The sequence below is a fragment of the Sphingomonas taxi genome (genome assembly GCF_000764535.1).
In the GTDB taxonomy this organism is placed as follows: domain Bacteria; phylum Pseudomonadota; class Alphaproteobacteria; order Sphingomonadales; family Sphingomonadaceae; genus Sphingomonas; species Sphingomonas taxi.
Genome location: NZ_CP009571.1, coordinates 1235211 through 1251552, shown reverse-complemented (window position 1 = coordinate 1251552; position 16342 = coordinate 1235211). Strand labels below are relative to the sequence as shown.

At 69.9% G+C, this 16342-nt stretch carries 13 protein-coding genes; 7 read left to right on the top strand and 6 right to left on the bottom strand.

Translation table 11 applies throughout. From position 1 onward, the window contains the following. Positions 1-2: 2 nt before the first annotated feature. Complete coding sequence (locus tag MC45_RS05575) at positions 3-2513, top strand: TonB-dependent receptor (RefSeq protein WP_245640848.1); 2511 nt, start codon at positions 3-5, stop codon at positions 2511-2513. Positions 2514-2788: 275 nt separating this feature from the next. Here MC45_RS05575 and rpsI read toward each other — a convergent pair whose 3' ends face one another. The 5 genes from rpsI to MC45_RS05550 all read right to left on the bottom strand — a co-directional run bounded on the left by rpsI (position 2789) and on the right by MC45_RS05550 (position 7318). Beyond that, positions 2789-3337: a 30S ribosomal protein S9 gene (gene rpsI, locus MC45_RS05570; RefSeq protein ID WP_038660557.1), complete on the bottom strand. Its 549-nt coding sequence runs from the start codon at positions 3335-3337 to the stop codon at positions 2789-2791. Beyond that, positions 3337-3816: a 50S ribosomal protein L13 gene (gene rplM / locus MC45_RS05565; protein ID WP_038660554.1), complete on the bottom strand. Its 480-nt coding sequence runs from the start codon at positions 3814-3816 to the stop codon at positions 3337-3339. Before rplM ends, rpsI begins: the two co-directional genes overlap by 1 nt. A gap of 138 nt (positions 3817-3954) precedes the next feature. Beyond that, the gene (locus MC45_RS05560; RefSeq protein WP_038660552.1) at positions 3955-4992 is read right to left on the bottom strand and encodes a COX15/CtaA family protein; all 1038 of its coding nucleotides are present in this window, start codon (positions 4990-4992) and stop codon (positions 3955-3957) included. Between the two features lie 341 nt (positions 4993-5333). Then, positions 5334-6425, bottom strand: a complete 1092-nt coding sequence (locus MC45_RS05555) for an LLM class flavin-dependent oxidoreductase (RefSeq protein ID WP_038660549.1) — start codon at positions 6423-6425, stop codon at positions 5334-5336. Beyond that, the gene (locus MC45_RS05550; protein WP_038666561.1) at positions 6422-7318 is read right to left on the bottom strand and encodes an aldo/keto reductase; all 897 of its coding nucleotides are present in this window, start codon (positions 7316-7318) and stop codon (positions 6422-6424) included. Before MC45_RS05550 ends, MC45_RS05555 begins: the two co-directional genes overlap by 4 nt. A gap of 30 nt (positions 7319-7348) precedes the next feature. Here MC45_RS05550 and MC45_RS05545 point away from each other — a divergent pair, with 30 nt between their 5' ends. Continuing rightward, positions 7349-8434, top strand: a complete 1086-nt coding sequence (locus MC45_RS05545; RefSeq protein ID WP_179944562.1) for a Gfo/Idh/MocA family protein — start codon at positions 7349-7351, stop codon at positions 8432-8434. Between the two features lie 12 nt (positions 8435-8446). After that, entirely contained in the window at positions 8447-9514 is a 1068-nt protein-coding gene (locus tag MC45_RS05540; RefSeq protein ID WP_038660546.1) for an NAD(P)H-dependent flavin oxidoreductase, read from the top strand. Here the strand turns inward: MC45_RS05540 and MC45_RS05535 are convergent. Continuing rightward, a complete protein-coding gene (locus tag MC45_RS05535; RefSeq protein WP_038660543.1) occupies positions 9496-10410 on the bottom strand; it encodes a LysR substrate-binding domain-containing protein in 915 nt (304 codons plus the stop codon). The genes MC45_RS05540 and MC45_RS05535 overlap by 19 nt on opposite strands. On the opposite strand from MC45_RS05535, the gene MC45_RS19225 reads away from it, so the two are divergent. The 4 genes from MC45_RS19225 to MC45_RS05520 are packed head-to-tail and all read left to right on the top strand — an operon-like array spanning position 10409 to position 16334. Beyond that, a complete protein-coding gene (locus MC45_RS19225; RefSeq protein ID WP_156143780.1) occupies positions 10409-10585 on the top strand; it encodes a hypothetical protein in 177 nt (58 codons plus the stop codon). The genes MC45_RS05535 and MC45_RS19225 overlap by 2 nt on opposite strands. Continuing rightward, on the top strand, positions 10582-13782 hold the full coding sequence (locus tag MC45_RS05530) for an efflux RND transporter permease subunit (protein ID WP_038660540.1): 3201 nt from the start codon (positions 10582-10584) through the stop codon (positions 13780-13782). The genes MC45_RS19225 and MC45_RS05530 overlap by 4 nt, the downstream gene beginning before the upstream one ends. Next, on the top strand, positions 13775-14950 hold the full coding sequence (locus MC45_RS05525; protein ID WP_038660537.1) for an efflux RND transporter periplasmic adaptor subunit: 1176 nt from the start codon (positions 13775-13777) through the stop codon (positions 14948-14950). Before MC45_RS05530 ends, MC45_RS05525 begins: the two co-directional genes overlap by 8 nt. Next, positions 14937-16334 (top strand): efflux transporter outer membrane subunit, encoded by a 1398-nt coding sequence (locus tag MC45_RS05520; protein WP_038660534.1) that lies wholly within the window; start codon positions 14937-14939, stop codon positions 16332-16334. Before MC45_RS05525 ends, MC45_RS05520 begins: the two co-directional genes overlap by 14 nt. The last annotated feature ends 8 nt before the right edge of the window (positions 16335-16342 follow it).

Sequence of the window (16342 nt, the reverse complement as noted above, 5' to 3'; positions counted from 1 at the left end):
GCGTGGCGCTATTGGCGACCGCCCCGGCCGTACAGGCGCAGGAGGCTGCGGCGCCGGCAACCCGAAACGATACGCCGCAGGACATCGTCATCACCGGCGAACGGCTGCGCGGGTCGGTGATCGGCGATGCTGCGCCGGTCGCGGTGCTCGACGCGCAGGCGCTCAAGGCGCTGGGCGCGACGCGGATCGACGACATCCTCAAATTGCTCAAGCCGCTGACCACCTCGAACAGCGGCGCCGATCCGGTGTTCCTGCTCAACGGCCGGCGGATTTCTGGCTATGGCGAGCTGCGGACGCTGCCGCCCGAGGCGATCGAGCGGACCGAGATCCTGCCCGAGCAGGAATCGGCGCGGTTCGGCTTTCCGCCGACGGTGCGGGTGACCAACTTCATCACCAAGAAGCATTTTCGCTCGCTCGCGGTGGAGGAGGGCGCGGGCACCACCACCGATGGCGGCGCGAGCACCGCCGCGCTCGAACTCGGCTCGACGCGGCTCGACGATGCGCGCCGCACCTCGGTGACGATCAACTACGACCGGCAGGACCCATTGTCCGGGGCGCGGCGGTCGACGGTGCCGGATGCGAGCAACCTGTTCGACCTGACCGGCAACGTCACCGGCAACGGCGGCGGTGCGATCGATCCGGCGCTCGATGCGCTGGCGGGCAGGGCGGTGACCGCGGCGGCGGTGCCGGGAGATTCCGTCGCGCGCGGCACGCTCGCCGGTTACGCCGCGGGGGTTCCCCGGGTCACCGATCTGGCGCCCTATCAGTCGCTCGCGAGCCGCGATCAGTTGCGGGTCGACGGCACGCAGTCGGTGCCGATCGGCAAGACGGTGACCGCATCGCTCAACCTGACGATGGAGGCGCAGCGCGGCGTCGGGCTGGCGGGCCTGCCGACCGCGGTGCTGCGGGTACCTGCCGGCAATCCGGCGTCGCCCTTCGCCACCGACGTGCTGCTCTATCGCTATCTGCCGGAGGCGGGGACGCTGCGTCAGCGGACGCAGGCGCTCTCGCTTCATGCCGGCAGCACCGTGCAGGGCAGTCTGAAGCGGTGGATCTGGACGGTGACCGGCAGCTACGATCGGGCGCGGACCACCGCCGCGGTCGATCGCGGCATCGCGACCGACGCGATCCAGGCGGCGATCGACGCCGGCGCCGATCCGTTCCAGCCGCTCGGCGCGAATGCCGTCGTCGACCGGCTGGTCAGCCGCAGCCGCACGGTGGTGCAGACGCTGGTTGGCAAGGCGACCGTGGTCGGGCCGTTGCTGGCGCTGCCCGCGGGCGATGCGCAGATGACGCTGACCGGCGATTTCGCCCGTTCGTCCAGCGGCGGCGTCGCGACCGACACGCCGGCGGCGCTGCTCGACCTGCGTCGGGTGATCAAGAGCGGTAGCGTCGCGCTCGACCTGCCGATCGCCTCGGCGAGCCGCGGCGTGCTCGATGCGATCGGGTCGCTTTCCGCCAATGCATCGCTCGGCGTGTCGGCGGTGTCCGATTACGGCAGCCTCGCGAGCCGCAATCTCGGCCTGATCTGGACGCCGGTCGCGCCGTTGCAGGTCTCCGTCTCGACCAACGTCAGCCAGACGGCACCCGATATCGCGTTGCTGACCAACCCGGTGGTCATCGTTCCCAATGCGCCGTTCTTCGATTTCGTCACCGGCACCAGCGGCCTCGTCGCGGTGACCGCGGGCGGCAATCCCGCGCTGGGGCCGGAGCGGCGGCAGGTCGATACCGCCGGGCTGGCGTGGCAACCGATCAAGGGCAAGGAGCTGCGCTTCAACCTCGACTATATCGCGACGCGGATCGACGGCCAGATCGGCTATCTGCAGGCGGTGACGGTGGCGCTGCAATCGGCGTTTCCGGACCGGTTCGTCCGCGATGCGGCCGGGCAATTGACCAGCGTCGACGTCCGCCCGGTCAATCTGGCGCGCGAACGCGAACGCAAGATCCAGGGCAAGATGTCGCTCTGGACGATGATCGGCCCGGAGCCGAAACCGCCCGCCACGCCGCCGGCCAAGGACGCGCCGCCACCGCCACCACCCAAGCCGCGGCCGTCGCTCTATGCCTTCGTCACCATGACGGCGCGGATCGACGACCGGCTGCTGGCGCAGCCCGGTCAGCCGACGCTCGATCTGCTCGACGGCCAGTCGATCAGCGGCAATGGCGGCCGGTCACGCTACGAGGCGCAGGGATCGTTCGGTGGGTCCTACGGTCCGGTTCAGGGCGGCATCTTCGGCATGTGGCAGGCGCCGACGCGCGTCCGCAGCACGATCGCGGCATCGGACCTGCGCTTCTCGGCGCGGACCTTCCTCGCGCTCTACAGTACGATCGACGCGGAGAAACTGACCAAGGCGACCTGGGCGAAGAGCCTCAGCTTCCAGCTCCAGGTGAACAACATCCTCAACGACCGGATCGCGGTGCGCGACCGCAATGGCGTGACGCCCTATCGCTTCCAGCCGGCGTTCCTCGATCCCTATGGCCGGATCGTGAAGCTGTCGGTGCGCAAGCTGTTTTGAAGCGGGCGCTGCGCCTTGTTCGCCAATCCGACGGTCGCAAGACCGTACGAGGCTCTACCAGTGCTCCCGCGTAGCCGGGAGCCCAGGAGTCACGCACGCCATCAGACGTTGTTTCACTTGGCCCTGGGCTCCCGCCTGCGCGGGAGCACTGGAGGGGGCTCGGGGGTAATCAGGCGTTTCCTATCGGTCCCGGCGCTCGCCGGGCTGAGCGCGCCCACGAAAAAGGGCGGCCCGTTGCCGGACCGCCCCTTTCGGAACCGTGGTTCGCGAACCGCTTAGCGCTTCGAGAACTGGAAGCTGCGGCGTGCCTTCGCACGGCCGTACTTCTTGCGCTCGACGGTACGGCTGTCGCGGGTTAGGAAGCCTGCCGCCTTGACCGGGGCGCGCAGCACCGGCTCAAAGCGGGTCAGCGCCTGGCTGATGCCGTGCTTGACCGCGCCGGCCTGGCCCGAGAGGCCGCCGCCCTTGACGGTGCAGATCACGTCATACTGACCTTCGCGCTCGGTGATGCCGAACACCTGGTTGATGACGAGACGCAGCGTCGGACGCGCGAAATAAACTTCCTGATCGCGACCGTTGATCGTGATCTTGCCCGAACCCGGCTTCAGCCAGACGCGGGCGACGGCGTCCTTGCGGCGGCCGGTCGCATAGGCGCGGCCGTATTTGTCGAGGACCTGCTCGCGCAGCGGGGTGACCGGGAGCACCTGCGTCGGGGCGGCGGGCGCCTCACCGTCGGTGGTGATCGCGGGCGCGCCGGCGGCGGCCGGAGCGGGCTGCTGCGTCAGCGACGCGAGATCGGAAAGCGACTGGCGATTGTCGGTCATTACGCGCCCACCTTGTTCTTGCGGTTCATGCCGCCAATGTCGAGAACGTCCGGGTTCTGAGCTTCGTGCGGATGCTCGCTGCCCTTGAAGATGCGCAGGTTGCGCATCTGCTCGCGACCGAGCGGACCGCGCGGGATCATGCGCTCGACGGCCTTTTCGAGAACGCGCTCCGGGAAGCGGCCGTCGAGGACCTTGGCGGCGGTGATGCCCTTGATGCCGCCGGCATAGCCAGTGTGCTTGTAATAGACCTTCTTCGCGGCCTTGTTGCCGGTGAAGCGGATCTTGTCGGCGTTGATGACGATGACGTTGTCACCGCAATCGACGTGCGGGGTGAACGACGTCTTGTGCTTGCCGCGCAGGACGTTGGCGATGATCGTCGCCGCGCGACCGACCACCAGGCCGTCGGCATCGACGATATGCCACTTCTTCTCCACCTCGTGCGGCTTGGCCGACTTGGTGGTCTTCATGAGCGCCTTCATGGCGTTGGACCTTCCAGTTTGAAACGATGCACGCCGCCCCGGAGGACGGCGTGATTGACCGCGCTACTGCTGGATGGCCCCCCGAAAGTCAAGCAAAGCGCGGCTTTGCTGACGGGTAAAATAATACCATGGGCTCGCTCAGGCCGTTTGGCGACCCACCGCATGGGCGGCTAAGACGGTGGCGATCAGCAGCAGGGCGGCATTGGCCTGATGCGCGACGGCGAGGTCGATCTGCACGCCGCTGAGCAGCGTCGCGATGCCGAGCACGATCTGCAACGCGACCAGCGCGATCACCCACCAGCCCGCCTTCGCGCCGGTGCGCGTCGCGCGCACCGCCAGCCAGACCAGCCCGGCAGCGGTGACGAACGCCCACCAGCGGTGGATGAACTGCACGACCACCGGATTGTCGACCGCGTTGCGCCAGCCCGGATCGACCATCGGCACGTTGGCGGGGAACAGCGCATCGCCCATCAGCGGCCAGCTCGCGAAGGCATAGCCGGCGTCGAGCCCGGCGGTGAACGCGCCATAGAGGAGCTGGACGACGAGCAGCGCCAGCGCGGCGATCGCGACGCCGGTCAGCCGCGCCGGATGGGCGAGGGGGCTGCGATGCAGCGCGCGCAGGTCGAGCGCGGTCCAGACGATGCCGGCGAGGATGGTGAGCGCGGTGAGCAGGTGGATCGCGAGCCGCACGTGGCTGACGTCGGTGCGCACCGACAGGCCGGAGGCGACCATCCACCAGCCGATCGCACCCTGGAAGCCGCCGAGCGCGAGCAGGGCGACCAGTCGCCAGCCGTAGCCGGCGGGGATCTGCTTGCGGATCGCGAACCACAGCAGCGGCGCGGCGAAGGCGAGGCCGATGATCCGGCCGAGCAGGCGATGCGCATATTCCCAGAAGAAGATGTTTTTGAAGCCGGTCAGCGTCATCCCCTGGTTGAACGCGGCATATTCGGGGATGCGGCGATAGCCGGCGAATTCGGCCTGCCATTGCGCCTCGGTCAGCGGCGGGACGATGCCGCTGATCGGCTTCCACGAGGTGATCGACAGGCCCGATTCGGTGAGCCGGGTGATCCCGCCGACGACGACCATCGCGACGATGAGACCGGCGACGACGAACAGCCACCGCGCGACGCTGCGTGGCCGGGCACGCGAGAGGAAGGCGGCACTAGGCTGGAGCATGGCGCCGCCATACGCGCTTTGCGCGGGCGTCGCCAGCGCGTTGGGGGCTTGCCTGTCGAAGCGCGGTGGGAGTCACCCGCCCCTTCGACAGGCTCAGGGCTAACGGCTTCGATATTCAGGGGCTGAAGAAAAATCCTCCCCCGGCGGGAGGGCTATCGCCTATGGACGCTCGTGCGAGCCGGTCGTCTTCCAAGCTTACCCCGTCACCCCGGACGTGTTCCGGGGTCCACCTTGCGGCGAGGAGAAAGGCTTGAGACGACACTTTTCCCCTGCGGCCCGGTGGACCCCGGAACGAGTCCGGGGTGACGATTTTGATAAGGAGACGGATCGAACGATCGGCCTCACACCACCAGCGGCGCGTGGTCGATGCGTGGGAGGACGTGGCGGGCGAACAGGTCGGCTTCGGCGGCGTGGGGGTAGCCCGACAGGATGAAGGCGTCGATCCCCGCGTCGCGATAGGCCGCCAGCTTGGCGAGCACCTGGTCGGGATCGCCGACGATCGCCGCGCCGCAGCCCGAGCGGGCGCGGCCGATGCCGGTCCACAGATTGGCCTCGGCATAGCCGTCCTGCCGCACCGCTTCCTCGCGCAGCTCGGCCTGGCGGCGGACGCCGGCCGATTGCGAGTCGAGCGAACGGGCGCGGATCGCCGCGCCGGTGTCGTCGTCGAGCTTCGACAGCAAGCGGTCGGCGGCGGCGCGCGCCTCCGCCTCGGTTTCGCGGACGACGACGTGGACGCGATAGCCGAAGCGCAGGGTGCGGCCATGCCGCTCGGCCCGCGCGCGGAGGTCGGCGACGATCGCGCGGACGCCGTCCATCGTGTCGGGCCACATCAGATAGACGTCGCAGCCCTGCGCCGCCGCCTCGCGCGCCGCCTCCGACAGGCCGCCGAAATAGAGCGGCGGGCAGCGGCCCGAGACCGTGCCGATCCGCGGCGGATCGATCCTGAGCTGCCAGAATTCGCCTTGATGATCGAGCGGCTTGCCGTCGAGCAGGGTGCGCAGGATGGTCATCGCCTCCAGCGTGCGGGCGTAGCGCGGGCCGCTCGCCAGCGTCTCGCCGGGCAGGTCGCTGGAGATGATGTTGATCGCCAGCCGCGCGAGCCCGCCGGCGCCGGCGCCGAGCATTTGGTCGATCGTCGCGATCTGGCGGGCGAGCTGCGGCGGCCAGCTTTCGCCGATCCGCACCGCCATCAGCATCCGCATCCGCCGGAGCAGCGGCGCCATCGCCGCGGCGAAGGCGGTGGTGTCGATGCCGAGCGCATAGCCCGACGGCAGCAGCACGTTGTCGAAGCCGCCGCTTTCCGCCTGCAACACGATGTCGCGGCAATGGTCGAAGCTCGATTGCAGCCGGGGATCGGGGACGCCGAGGAATTCGTAATCGTCGTCGCACAAGGCCGAGAACCAGCTGATCTCGCAGGGGCCGCGCGCGGTCATGGCAGCCGCTCCGCCATGCCGGCCTGCAACACGTCGTACCAGGCGGTGCGCGTCCATTCGACCTTATAGGCATCGGCGGAGGCACGGATGCGCGCCGGCGTCTGCGAACCGACGATCGGGATGATCCGCGCCGGATGCGCCATCGCCCAGGCGAGCGCAGTCGTCGCGGCGTCGACGCCGAACTGCGCGCCGTGCGCCGCCAGCACCTGTGCCGCGGGATGGCTGCCGTCGGCGAGCCGGCCGCCGCCGAGCGGCGACCAGGCGAGCACCGCCAGATCGTGCCGCATCGCCTGGTCGAGCGTGCCGTCGAACAGCGGCGCGACGTGCAGGGGCGAGAATTCGGGCTGGACGCTGACGATCGGCCGGCCGAGGAAGGCTTGCAGCGTATCGACTTCGGCAGGGCTGTGGTTGGAGACGCCGATCGCGCGGACCTTGCCCGCGTCGACCATCCGGTCGAGCGCCGCCGCTACCTCTTGCGGGTGGGTGAGCAGGTCGCGCCGGTGGATCTGATACAGATCGACGTGGTCGATCCGCATCCGCGCGAGCGAGTCGTCGAGCGCGGCGGCCAGATAGGGCGCGCTGCTGTTATAGGGAATGCCGGGGCGGATGCCGCTTTTGGTCGCGATCACCATCGTGTCGCGCAGGGCTGGCGCCTCGGCGAGCGCGCGGCCGAACAGCGTCTCGGCCGAGCCGAAGCCGGCGGGCTGGTCGGCGCCATAGATGTCGGCGGTGTCGAACAGGGTGATCCCAGCTTCGAGCGCGGCGTCGATCCGCGCCCGTACCGCGGCAAGGTCGTCTCCGGCCAGCCGCCACATGCCCCAGGCTATCGGCGAAACGAGGATATCGCTCTTGCCGAGCGGGCGGGGTTGGCTTGAAAGGCGCAGCGTCGTCATGACCGGCGACATGGCATAGGGAGGCAAGCGATGGTAGCCGCGATCAGATACGCCGTGGTCGGCACGGGGATGATGGGCGTCGAGCATCTGCGCAACATCGCGCTCGTTCCCGGCGCGGAGGTGGTGGCGATCGTCGATCCGGTGGCGACCTCGCTCGGCTGGGCGCGCGACGCGCTCGGCGAACAGGCGGCCGGTGTCGCCGCCTATGACGATGTCGCCGCCTTCGCGCGCGAGGCGGCGGTCGACGCGATCGTCGTCGCCGCGCCCAATCACACCCACCGCGCCGTGCTGGAGCCCTTGTTCGGCATGGATGCGGCGATCCTGTGCGAGAAGCCGCTGGCGACGACGATCGCCGACGCGCGCTGGATCGTCGCGCAGGCGGCGGGACGCGCGCGGCCGTTCTGGACGGGGATGGAATATCGCTTCATGCCGCCGGCCGCCGCGTTCATCGACCAGATCCATGCCGGCCGCGTCGGCCGGCTGCACATGCTGTCGATCCGCGAGCACCGCTTTCCCTTCCTGCCCAAGGTCGGCGACTGGAACCGCTTCGCGCGCAACACCGGCGGCACGATGGTCGAGAAATGCTGCCATTTCTTCGACCTGATGCGGCTGATCGTCGGCGCGGAGGCGGTGCGCGTCCATTGCTCGGGCGCGATGGACGTCAACCATCGCGACGAACGTTATGCCGGCGAGGCGCCCGACATCATCGACAACAGCTTCACCACGGTCGATTTCGCCAATGGCGTGCGCGCGATGCTCGATCTGTCGATGTTCGCCGACGGCGCCGAGCATCAGGAAGAGATGAGCGCGACCGGCGATGCCGCGCGCCTCGACGTGCTGATCCCGCCGGGCGAGCTGGTGTTCTCGCCGCGCGTCGGCTTCGGCAACCCGAAGCGGGTCGAGCGGACGCGGGTTGCGGTCGATCCGACCGCGCGCGCCGCCGGATCGCACGAGGGCGCGACCTATTACCAGCATCTCGCCTTCGCCGCGGCGGTGCGCGGCGAGGGGCCGGTGCTGGTGAGCGCCGAGGACGGCCTGCGCGCGGTCGCGATTGGCACCGCGGCCGAGATCAGCGCACGCGAGCATCGCGTGGTGGAGATGGCCGAGATCGCGTGACGGGAGGCAGGGATGACGTGGTTCGATCGGTTCGGATGTTCGGTGCCGCTGATCCAGGCGCCGATGGCGGGCGTGTCGACGCCGGCACTGGCCGCGGCGGTGTGCGAGGCGGGGGCGATGGGCTCGATCGGCGTCGGCGCGACCGATGCCGCGGGCGCGCGCGCGATGATCGCGGCGGTGCGGGCAGCGACCGGGCGGCCGTTCAACGTCAATCTGTTCGTCCATCGCACGCCGCGGGCCGATCCGGCGCGCGAGGCGGCATGGCTGGCGGCGCTCGCGCCTTTTTTCGCCGAATTCGGCGCGACGCCGCCGGCGACGCTGCGGACGATCTATCGCAGCTTCGCGGACGATCCCGAGATGCTGGCGATGCTGCTGGAGGTGGCGCCGCCGGTGGTCAGCTTCCACTTCGGCCTGCCTTCGCCGGAGACGATCGCCGCATTGCGGGGGCGGGAGATCGTGCTGCTCGCGACCGCGACGAGCCTCGCCGAGGCGCGGGCGATCGAGACGGCGGGGATCGACGCCGTCGTCGCACAGGGGATCGAGGCCGGCGGACATCGCGGCATCTTCGACCCCGCGGCGCCCGACGACGAACTCGGCACGGTCGCGCTGACCCGGCTGCTGGTGCGCGAGACGCGTCTGCCGGTGATCGCGGCGGGCGGGATTATGGACGGCGCCGGGATCGCCGCGGCGCTCGATCTCGGTGCAGTGGCGGCGCAACTCGGCACCGCGTTCGTCGGCTGCCCGGAATCGGCGGCGGACGACGCCTATCGGGCGGCGCTGGCGGGGCCGGGGGCGTATCATACGCGGATGACCGCGGCGGTCTCGGGGCGGCCGGCGCGGGCGCTGGCCAATCGCTTCACCGCGCTCGTCACCGATCGGCGGCCGCCCGATTACCCCATCGCCTATGATGCCGGAAAGGCGTTGCATGCCGCGGCGCGGGCGCGGGGCGAGCACGGCTTCGGCGCGCAATGGGCCGGGCAGGGGGCGCCGCTGGCACGGCCGATGCCGGCGGCGGCGCTGATCGCCACGCTGCGGGCGGAATTGCAGGCGTGCCGGGCGGGTTATGCCGCGACGGCGTGATCCGCGGCGAGGCCTTCCTCGACGATCGCGATGAAATGGCGGCAGGGCAATGTGGCGGACTGGCGGTGGTGGATCAGCCACATGTCGGTGCGCGCCTGTGGGTCGAGCAGCGGCAGATAGGTGAGGCCGGTCGACTGCAAGGCGCAGAGCGACGCGGCGACGATCGTCACACCGACCCCCGCGGCGACGAGGCCGAGCAGGGTCGAGGCTTCGCCGACGCGCTGCGCGACCACCGGCTCGCCGCCGCCCTCGCGGATCATCGCGAAGATGCGGTCGCTGAAACAGCCGCTGCGGTCGCGGCCGTAGACGACCATCGGCTCACCGGCGATATCCGCCAGCCGCAGCGCGCTGCGCGTCGCGAGCGGGTGATCGGCGCGCATCGCGACGAACAGCCCCTCGCTGAGCAGCCGCGTCGCCGCGACCCCCTCGGGCAGCGCCGGCGGGCCGAAGTGGCGGACGAAGCCGATGTCGAGCGCGCGGCTCTCCACCGCGGTGATCTGGTCGGGCGCGCCCATCTCGGTCAGCGACAATTGCACGTCGGGATAGGTGCGGCGGTAGGCGTTGATCGCCAGCGCGACCGGCGGGATGAACGGTGCCGACGGATTGAAGCCGATGCTCAGCGCACCGATGTCGCCGCGCGCCGCACGGCGGGCGATCTCCACCGCGCGATCGGCCTGGCGGATCGTCTCGCGCGCGGCGTCGAGGAACAATGTGCCCGCGGGGGTCAGCGCGACGCGGCGGCTGGTCCGTTCGAACAATCGCACGCCGATCTCTTCTTCGAGCTGGCGGATCTGTTGGCTGAGCGGCGGCTGCGAGATGCCGAGCCGCGTCGCCGCCCGCGCGAAATGCAGATCGGAGGCGACCTGGATGAAATATCGGAGATGGCGAAGTTCCATGATCCATATCTACTACGTCTCAATCCGGCGTAAACCGATATTGGACAAGCGCATGGTTAACCGCGCAATCGCTGCGGTGCAGCAACGGTTGCGCTGCGGTTCGAAGCCGATGGAGCAGGTCGTGTCCCACGCTGCGTTGAGAATGCCCGCCGCCCCGGCGCAGGGGCGGCCATGATCGGTCTCGTCCGCACCGCGCTGGCGCGCCCGCTGACCTTCGTGGTGATGGCGATCGTGATCGGCATCGTCGGCGTGCTCGCCGCGCTGCGCACCCCCGTCGACATCTTCCCGGACATCCGCGTGCCGGTGATCGCCACCGCGTGGCAATATAGCGGCCTGTCGCCGGACGAGATGTCGGGGCGGATCATCACCCCGTTCGAACGCGTGCTGACCACCACGGTCAACGGCATCGATCATATCGAAAGCCAGTCGCTGCCCGGCATCGGCGTGGTGAAGATCTATTTCCAGCCCGGCGCCGACATCCGCACCGCCACCGCGCAGGTGACCTCGGTCTCGCAGACCGTGCTCAAGCAGCTCCCGCCCGGCATCACCCCGCCTCTGGTGCTCAATTACAGCGCCTCGACGGTGCCGATCGTCCAGCTCGCTCTGTCGGGCAAGGGCCTGTCGGAGGGGCAGATGTTCGATCTGGCCAGCAACCAGATCCGCCCCGGCCTGGTGACGGTGCCGGGCGCGGCGATCCCCTATCCGTCTGGCGGGCGGCAGCGGCAGATCCAGATCGACCTCGATCCCCAAGCGTTGCAGTCGAAGGGGCTGTCGGCGCAGGACGTCGGCAATGCCATCGCCGCGCAGAACCAGATCAACCCGGCGGGCTTCGCCAAGATCGGCGGCTTCCAATATGCGGTGCGGCTCAACAACGCGCCGGGCAGCGTCGAGGAACTGAACAACCTGCCGATCAAGGTCGTCGGCGGCGCGACCATCTACATGCGCGACGTCGCGCACGTCCGCGACGGCTCCGCGCCGCAGACCAACGTCGTCCACGTCGACGGTGCGCGCTCCGTCATCATGACCGTGCTGAAGAACGGCGCGACCTCGACGCTGGCGATCGTGCAGGGGATCAAGGACGCGCTTCCCAAGCTGGAGGAGACGCTGCCGCCCGGGCTCAAGATCGTGCCGATCGGCGACCAGTCGCTGTTCGTGAAGGCGGCGGTGGAGGGCGTGGTCAAGGAAGGCGCGATTGCCGCGGCGTTGACCAGCCTGATGATCCTGCTGTTCCTCGGCTCGTGGCGCTCGACTGTCATCATCGCGATCTCGATCCCGCTGGCGATCCTCGCCGCGATCATCGGCCTGGCGATCACCGGCAATACGCTCAACACGATGACGCTGGGCGGCCTCAGCCTCGCGGTCGGCATCCTCGTCGACGATGCGACGGTGACGATCGAGAACATCAACTGGCATCTCGAACAGGGCAAGCCGGTGCGGACCGCGATCCTCGACGGCGCCGCGCAGATCGTCACGCCCGCCTTCGTTTCCCTGCTGTGCATCTGCATCGTCTTCGTGCCGATGTTCTTCCTGCCGGGGGTCGCCGGCTTCCTGTTCGTGCCGCTGGCGCTGGCGGTGGTGTTCGCGATGATCGCCAGCTTCATCCTGTCGCGCACGTTGGTGCCGACGATGGCGATGTACCTGCTCCGCCCGCACGGCGCCGGCGACGATCACGACCAGCATAGCGCCGGCACGCCGCAGTCGCGCAATCCGCTGGTCCGCATCCAGCGCGGGTTCGAGGCGCGGTTCGAGGCGATCCGCACGCGCTACGGCGGGCTGCTCGAACGCGCATTGGCGACGCCGCGGCCGTTCGTGATCGGCTTCCTCGCGGTGACGTTGCTGTCGTTCCTGCTGGTGCCGTTCCTCGGCCAGAACTTCTTCCCGGCGGTCGATGCCGGCCAGATGGCGCTGCACGTCCGTGCGCCGGTCGGCAGCCGTATCGAGGATACGTCGGCGCAATTCGACCGGATCGCGCGCCGCATCCGCCAGATCATCCCGGCGAACGAGCTCGTCTCGGTGGTCGACAACATCGGCCTGCCGGTCAGCTCGATCAACACCACCTACAACAACTCCGGCACGGTCGGGCCGCAGGACGGCGACATATTGATCCAGCTCTCCGAGGATCACGCGCCGACCGCGGATTACGTCCGCCGCTTGCGCGAGCAGCTGCCGCGCGACTTTCCCGGCGCGACCTTCTCGTTCCTGCCCGCCGACATCACCAGCCAGATCCTCAACTTCGGCGCGCCGGCGCCGATCGATATCCAGGTGGCGGGCAAGGATGCCGCGGCCAATGCCGCTTATGCGCGGCTGATCCTGCGCCGCATCCAGGCGATCCCCGGCGTCGCCGACGCGCGCATTCAGCAATCGGCGCGCTATCCGCAGCTCGACGTCGCGGTCGATCGCAGCCGCATCGGCCAATACGGGCTGACCGAGCGCGACGTCACCACCAGCGTCGCCAATTCGCTCGCCGGTACGTCGCAGACCGCGCCGGTGTTCTTCCTGAACCCGGAAAACGGCGTGTCCTATCCGGTCGTCGCGCAGGCACCGGAATATCGGGTCGGCTCGATCGACGATCTGTCGAACATCCCGGTGTCGGGCAGCGCGGGACCGGCGCAGGTGCTCGGCGGGCTGGGCACGATCCGGCGCAGCACCGCCGCGGCGGTAATCTCGCATTACAATATCGCGCCGGTGGTCGACATCTTCGCGACCCCCAACGACCGCGATCTCGGCGCGGTGTCGGGCGATATCAACGCGGTCCTTGCCTCGCTGAAGGATCAGGCGCCCAAGGGCGCGACCGTCACGCTGCGCGGCCAATATGCGACGATGAACAGCGCCTTCTCCGGCCTCGGCTTCGGGCTGATCGGCGCGGTGCTGCTGATCTACCTGCTGATCGTCGTCAATTTCCAGAGCTGGCTCGACCCCTTCGTGATCATCACCGCGCTGCCCGGCGCGCTTGCCGGGATCGTGTGGATGCTGTTCGTCACCGGCACGACGCTGTCGGTGCCGGCGCTGACCGGCGCGATCATGTGCATGGGCGTCGCCACCGCCAATGCGATCCTCGTCGTCAGCTTCGCGCGCGAACGGCTCGCGGACCTCGGCGATGCGACCGCGGCGGCGCTGGAGGCGGGAATGACCCGCTTCCGCCCGGTGCTGATGACCGCGCTGGCGATGATCATCGGCATGCTGCCGATGGCGCTGGGACTGGGCGAGGGCGGCGAGCAGAATGCGCCGCTCGGCCGCGCGGTGATCGGCGGGCTGGTCGTCGCGACCTTCGCCACCTTGTTGTTCGTACCCGTCATCTTCAGCCTCGTGCACCGCCGCCGCGCCGCGGCCGCCGCACCGCAGGCAAATCGTCTGGAGGAAGTCCATGGCTGAGCAGGAGGCCGTGCAGCGCGCCGGCAAGCCGCTGCGCCCGATCGTGATCGGCGCGGCGTTGCTCGCGGTCGGCGTCGCCGGGGCCGGCATCGCGATCCGCTCGCGCGCCGAGCATCGGCTCGCGAGCTGGACCGACGCGCAATCGACGCCGGAGGTCACCGTGCTGCACCCGGCGGCGGCGACGACGCAGGGCAATCTGTCGCTGCCGGCGGCGTTGCAGGCGCTCAACAGCGCGCCGATCTTCGCGCGGACCAGCGGCTATGTCCGGCGCTGGTACGTCGATATCGGCGATCCCGTGCGGGCGGGGCAGGTGCTCGCGGTGCTCGACGCGCCGGAAGTCGACCAGCAGCTCGCCGCGGCGCGCGCCAACCTCCAGACCGCGCAGGCCAATCGCCAGCTCGCCGCCTCCACCGCGACGCGCTGGCGGACGATGCTCGCCGAGGATGCGGTCTCGAAACAGGAGACCGACGAGAAGATCGGCGATCTCGCCGCCAAGACGGCGGTCGCCGAGGCGGCGCGCGCCGACGTGTCGCGGCTGCGCTTCACCCAGGGGTTCACGCGGCTGGTCGCGCCCTTCGCCGGGGTGGTGACGAGCCGCGCCACCGATGTCGGCGCCTTGGTCACCGCCGGCACCGCGGGATCGACGCCGTTGTTCACCGTCGCCGACGTCAGCCGCATCCGCGCCTATGTCCGCGTGCCGCAAAGCTATTCGGCGCAGGTCCATCGCGGCCAGCACGTCACGCTGGCGCTGCCCGAATATCCCGGCCGCCGCTTCGACGCCGAGCTGACGCGCACCGCGGATGCGGTCGATCCCGCGTCGGGGACGGTGCTGGTCGAGGTACAGGCGGCCAATCCCGATCGCGCGCTCAAGCCCGGCGCCTATGCGCAGGCGAGCTTCCCGCTGGCGAGCGGCGGCAATGCGCTGACGCTGCCGGCGAGCGCGCTGATCATCGGCCAGAAAGGCACGCAGGTCGCGGTCGTCGGTGCCGACCGTCGCGCGCATCTGCGCACGATCACGATCGGTCAGGATCGTGGCGCGACGGTCGAGGTCAGCGCCGGGCTGAACCGGGGTGACGACGTGATCGACAACCCGCCCGATTCGCTTGCCGAGGGTGATCCGGTACGCGTGACGGGGACAGCCAAGGCGCCGGTCGATGCCAGACACTAAAAGCCTGCTCGCCACCGTCGCCGCGCTGGCGATCGCCGCCTGTTCGACCGCGCCCGATTATCGCCGGCCGACCGCGACGATGCCGCCCGCATTCAAGGAAGCGGCGGGTTGGCAGACGGCGGGCGCTGCGGTGCCGCCCGCGGGCAAATGGTGGCAGGCGTTCGGCGATGCGACGCTCGACGGCCTTGAGGAGCAGATCGCGGGGGGCAATTTTGATCTCGCCGCCGCCACGGCGCGCTACGAACAGGCGCGCGGACTCGTCCGTCAGGTCCGGTCCGATCTGTATCCCGAGATCGGCGTCGGCGCATCGGCGGGGCGCCAGCGCGTCTCGGCGGGACGGCCGCTGTCGCCGACCGATTCCGCCGCGACCTATACGGTGGCGACGGTCGGCCCGTCGCTCGATTACGAGGTCGATCTATTCGGCCGGGTGCGCAATTCGATCCGCGCCAGCACCGCCGCCGCGCAGGCCAGCGAGGCCGATGTCGCCGGGCTGCGGCTCGGCTTGCAGGCGCAACTCGCCACCGCTTATTTCGACATGCGTGGGCTCGACGCGCGGATCGTGCTGCTGCGCGAGACGGTGACCGCGTTCGAGCGCGCCTTCCGCCTCACCGACACGCGCCACAGCGGCGGCATCGCCTCGGGCATCGACGTCAGCCGCGCGCAGAGCCAATTGTCGAGCGCACGGGCGGAATTGTCGTCGGTGGCGATCGCCCGCCAGCGCGACGAGCATGCGATCGCCGTCCTCATCGGCCGCCCGCCCGCGGAGGTGACGATCGCGGTGGTCGATCGCCAGCTCGCACCGCCGGCGATCCCCGCCGGCCTGCCCTCGACGTTGGTCGAGCGCCGCCCCGATATCGCCGCGGCCGAACGCCGTGTCGCCGCCGCCAATGCGCGGATCGGCGTCGCCCGCGCGGCGCTGTTCCCGTCGCTGACGCTCGGCGCGTCGGGCGGCTTCCAGGCGGCGACCGGCGCCTTGTTCAGCGCCTCCAACACCTTCTGGGCGCTCGGCCCGGTGTCGGCGGCGCTGGCGGTGTTCGACGGCGGCCGGCGTCGCGCGGGCGTCCGCATCGCCCGTGCCGACTATGATGAGACCGTCGCGACCTATCGCCAGACCGTGCTCGATGCGTTCCGCGAGGTCGAGGACGACCTGTCCGCACAGCGCCTGCTCGCCGCGCAGGAGAAGGATCAGCATGTCGCGGCCGACGCCGCGGCGCGCACCCGCGATCTCGCGCTGACGCGCTATCGCGACGGTGCCGCGGACTATCTCGACGTCGTCACCGCGCAGACCGCCGCGCTCGACGCGCAGCGCGCGCTGCTCGACCTGCGCAGCCGCCAGTTGCAGGCCGCGACCGACACGATCCGCGCGCTGGGCGGCGCATATTGACCCGGACC

What these genes read in the sequence shown, in the direction of transcription:
- rpsI (WP_038660557.1), bottom strand. Translation starts at nt 3,337, where the DNA reads ATGACCGACAATCGCCAGTCGCTTTCCGATCTCGCGTCGCTGACGCAG.
- rplM (WP_038660554.1), bottom strand. Translation starts at nt 3,816, where the DNA reads ATGAAGGCGCTCATGAAGACCACCAAGTCGGCCAAGCCGCACGAGGTG.
- MC45_RS05560 (WP_038660552.1), bottom strand. Translation starts at nt 4,992, where the DNA reads ATGCTCCAGCCTAGTGCCGCCTTCCTCTCGCGTGCCCGGCCACGCAGC.
- MC45_RS05555 (WP_038660549.1), bottom strand. Translation starts at nt 6,425, where the DNA reads ATGACCGCGCGCGGCCCCTGCGAGATCAGCTGGTTCTCGGCCTTGTGC.
- MC45_RS05550 (WP_038666561.1), bottom strand. Translation starts at nt 7,318, where the DNA reads ATGACGACGCTGCGCCTTTCAAGCCAACCCCGCCCGCTCGGCAAGAGC.
- MC45_RS05545 (WP_179944562.1), top strand. Translation starts at nt 7,349, where the DNA reads ATGGTAGCCGCGATCAGATACGCCGTGGTCGGCACGGGGATGATGGGC.
- MC45_RS05540 (WP_038660546.1), top strand. Translation starts at nt 8,447, where the DNA reads ATGACGTGGTTCGATCGGTTCGGATGTTCGGTGCCGCTGATCCAGGCG.
- MC45_RS19225 (WP_156143780.1), top strand. Translation starts at nt 10,409, where the DNA reads ATGATCCATATCTACTACGTCTCAATCCGGCGTAAACCGATATTGGAC.
- MC45_RS05535 (WP_038660543.1), bottom strand. Translation starts at nt 10,410, where the DNA reads ATGGAACTTCGCCATCTCCGATATTTCATCCAGGTCGCCTCCGATCTG.
- MC45_RS05530 (WP_038660540.1), top strand. Translation starts at nt 10,582, where the DNA reads ATGATCGGTCTCGTCCGCACCGCGCTGGCGCGCCCGCTGACCTTCGTG.
- MC45_RS05525 (WP_038660537.1), top strand. Translation starts at nt 13,775, where the DNA reads ATGGCTGAGCAGGAGGCCGTGCAGCGCGCCGGCAAGCCGCTGCGCCCG.
- MC45_RS05520 (WP_038660534.1), top strand. Translation starts at nt 14,937, where the DNA reads ATGCCAGACACTAAAAGCCTGCTCGCCACCGTCGCCGCGCTGGCGATC.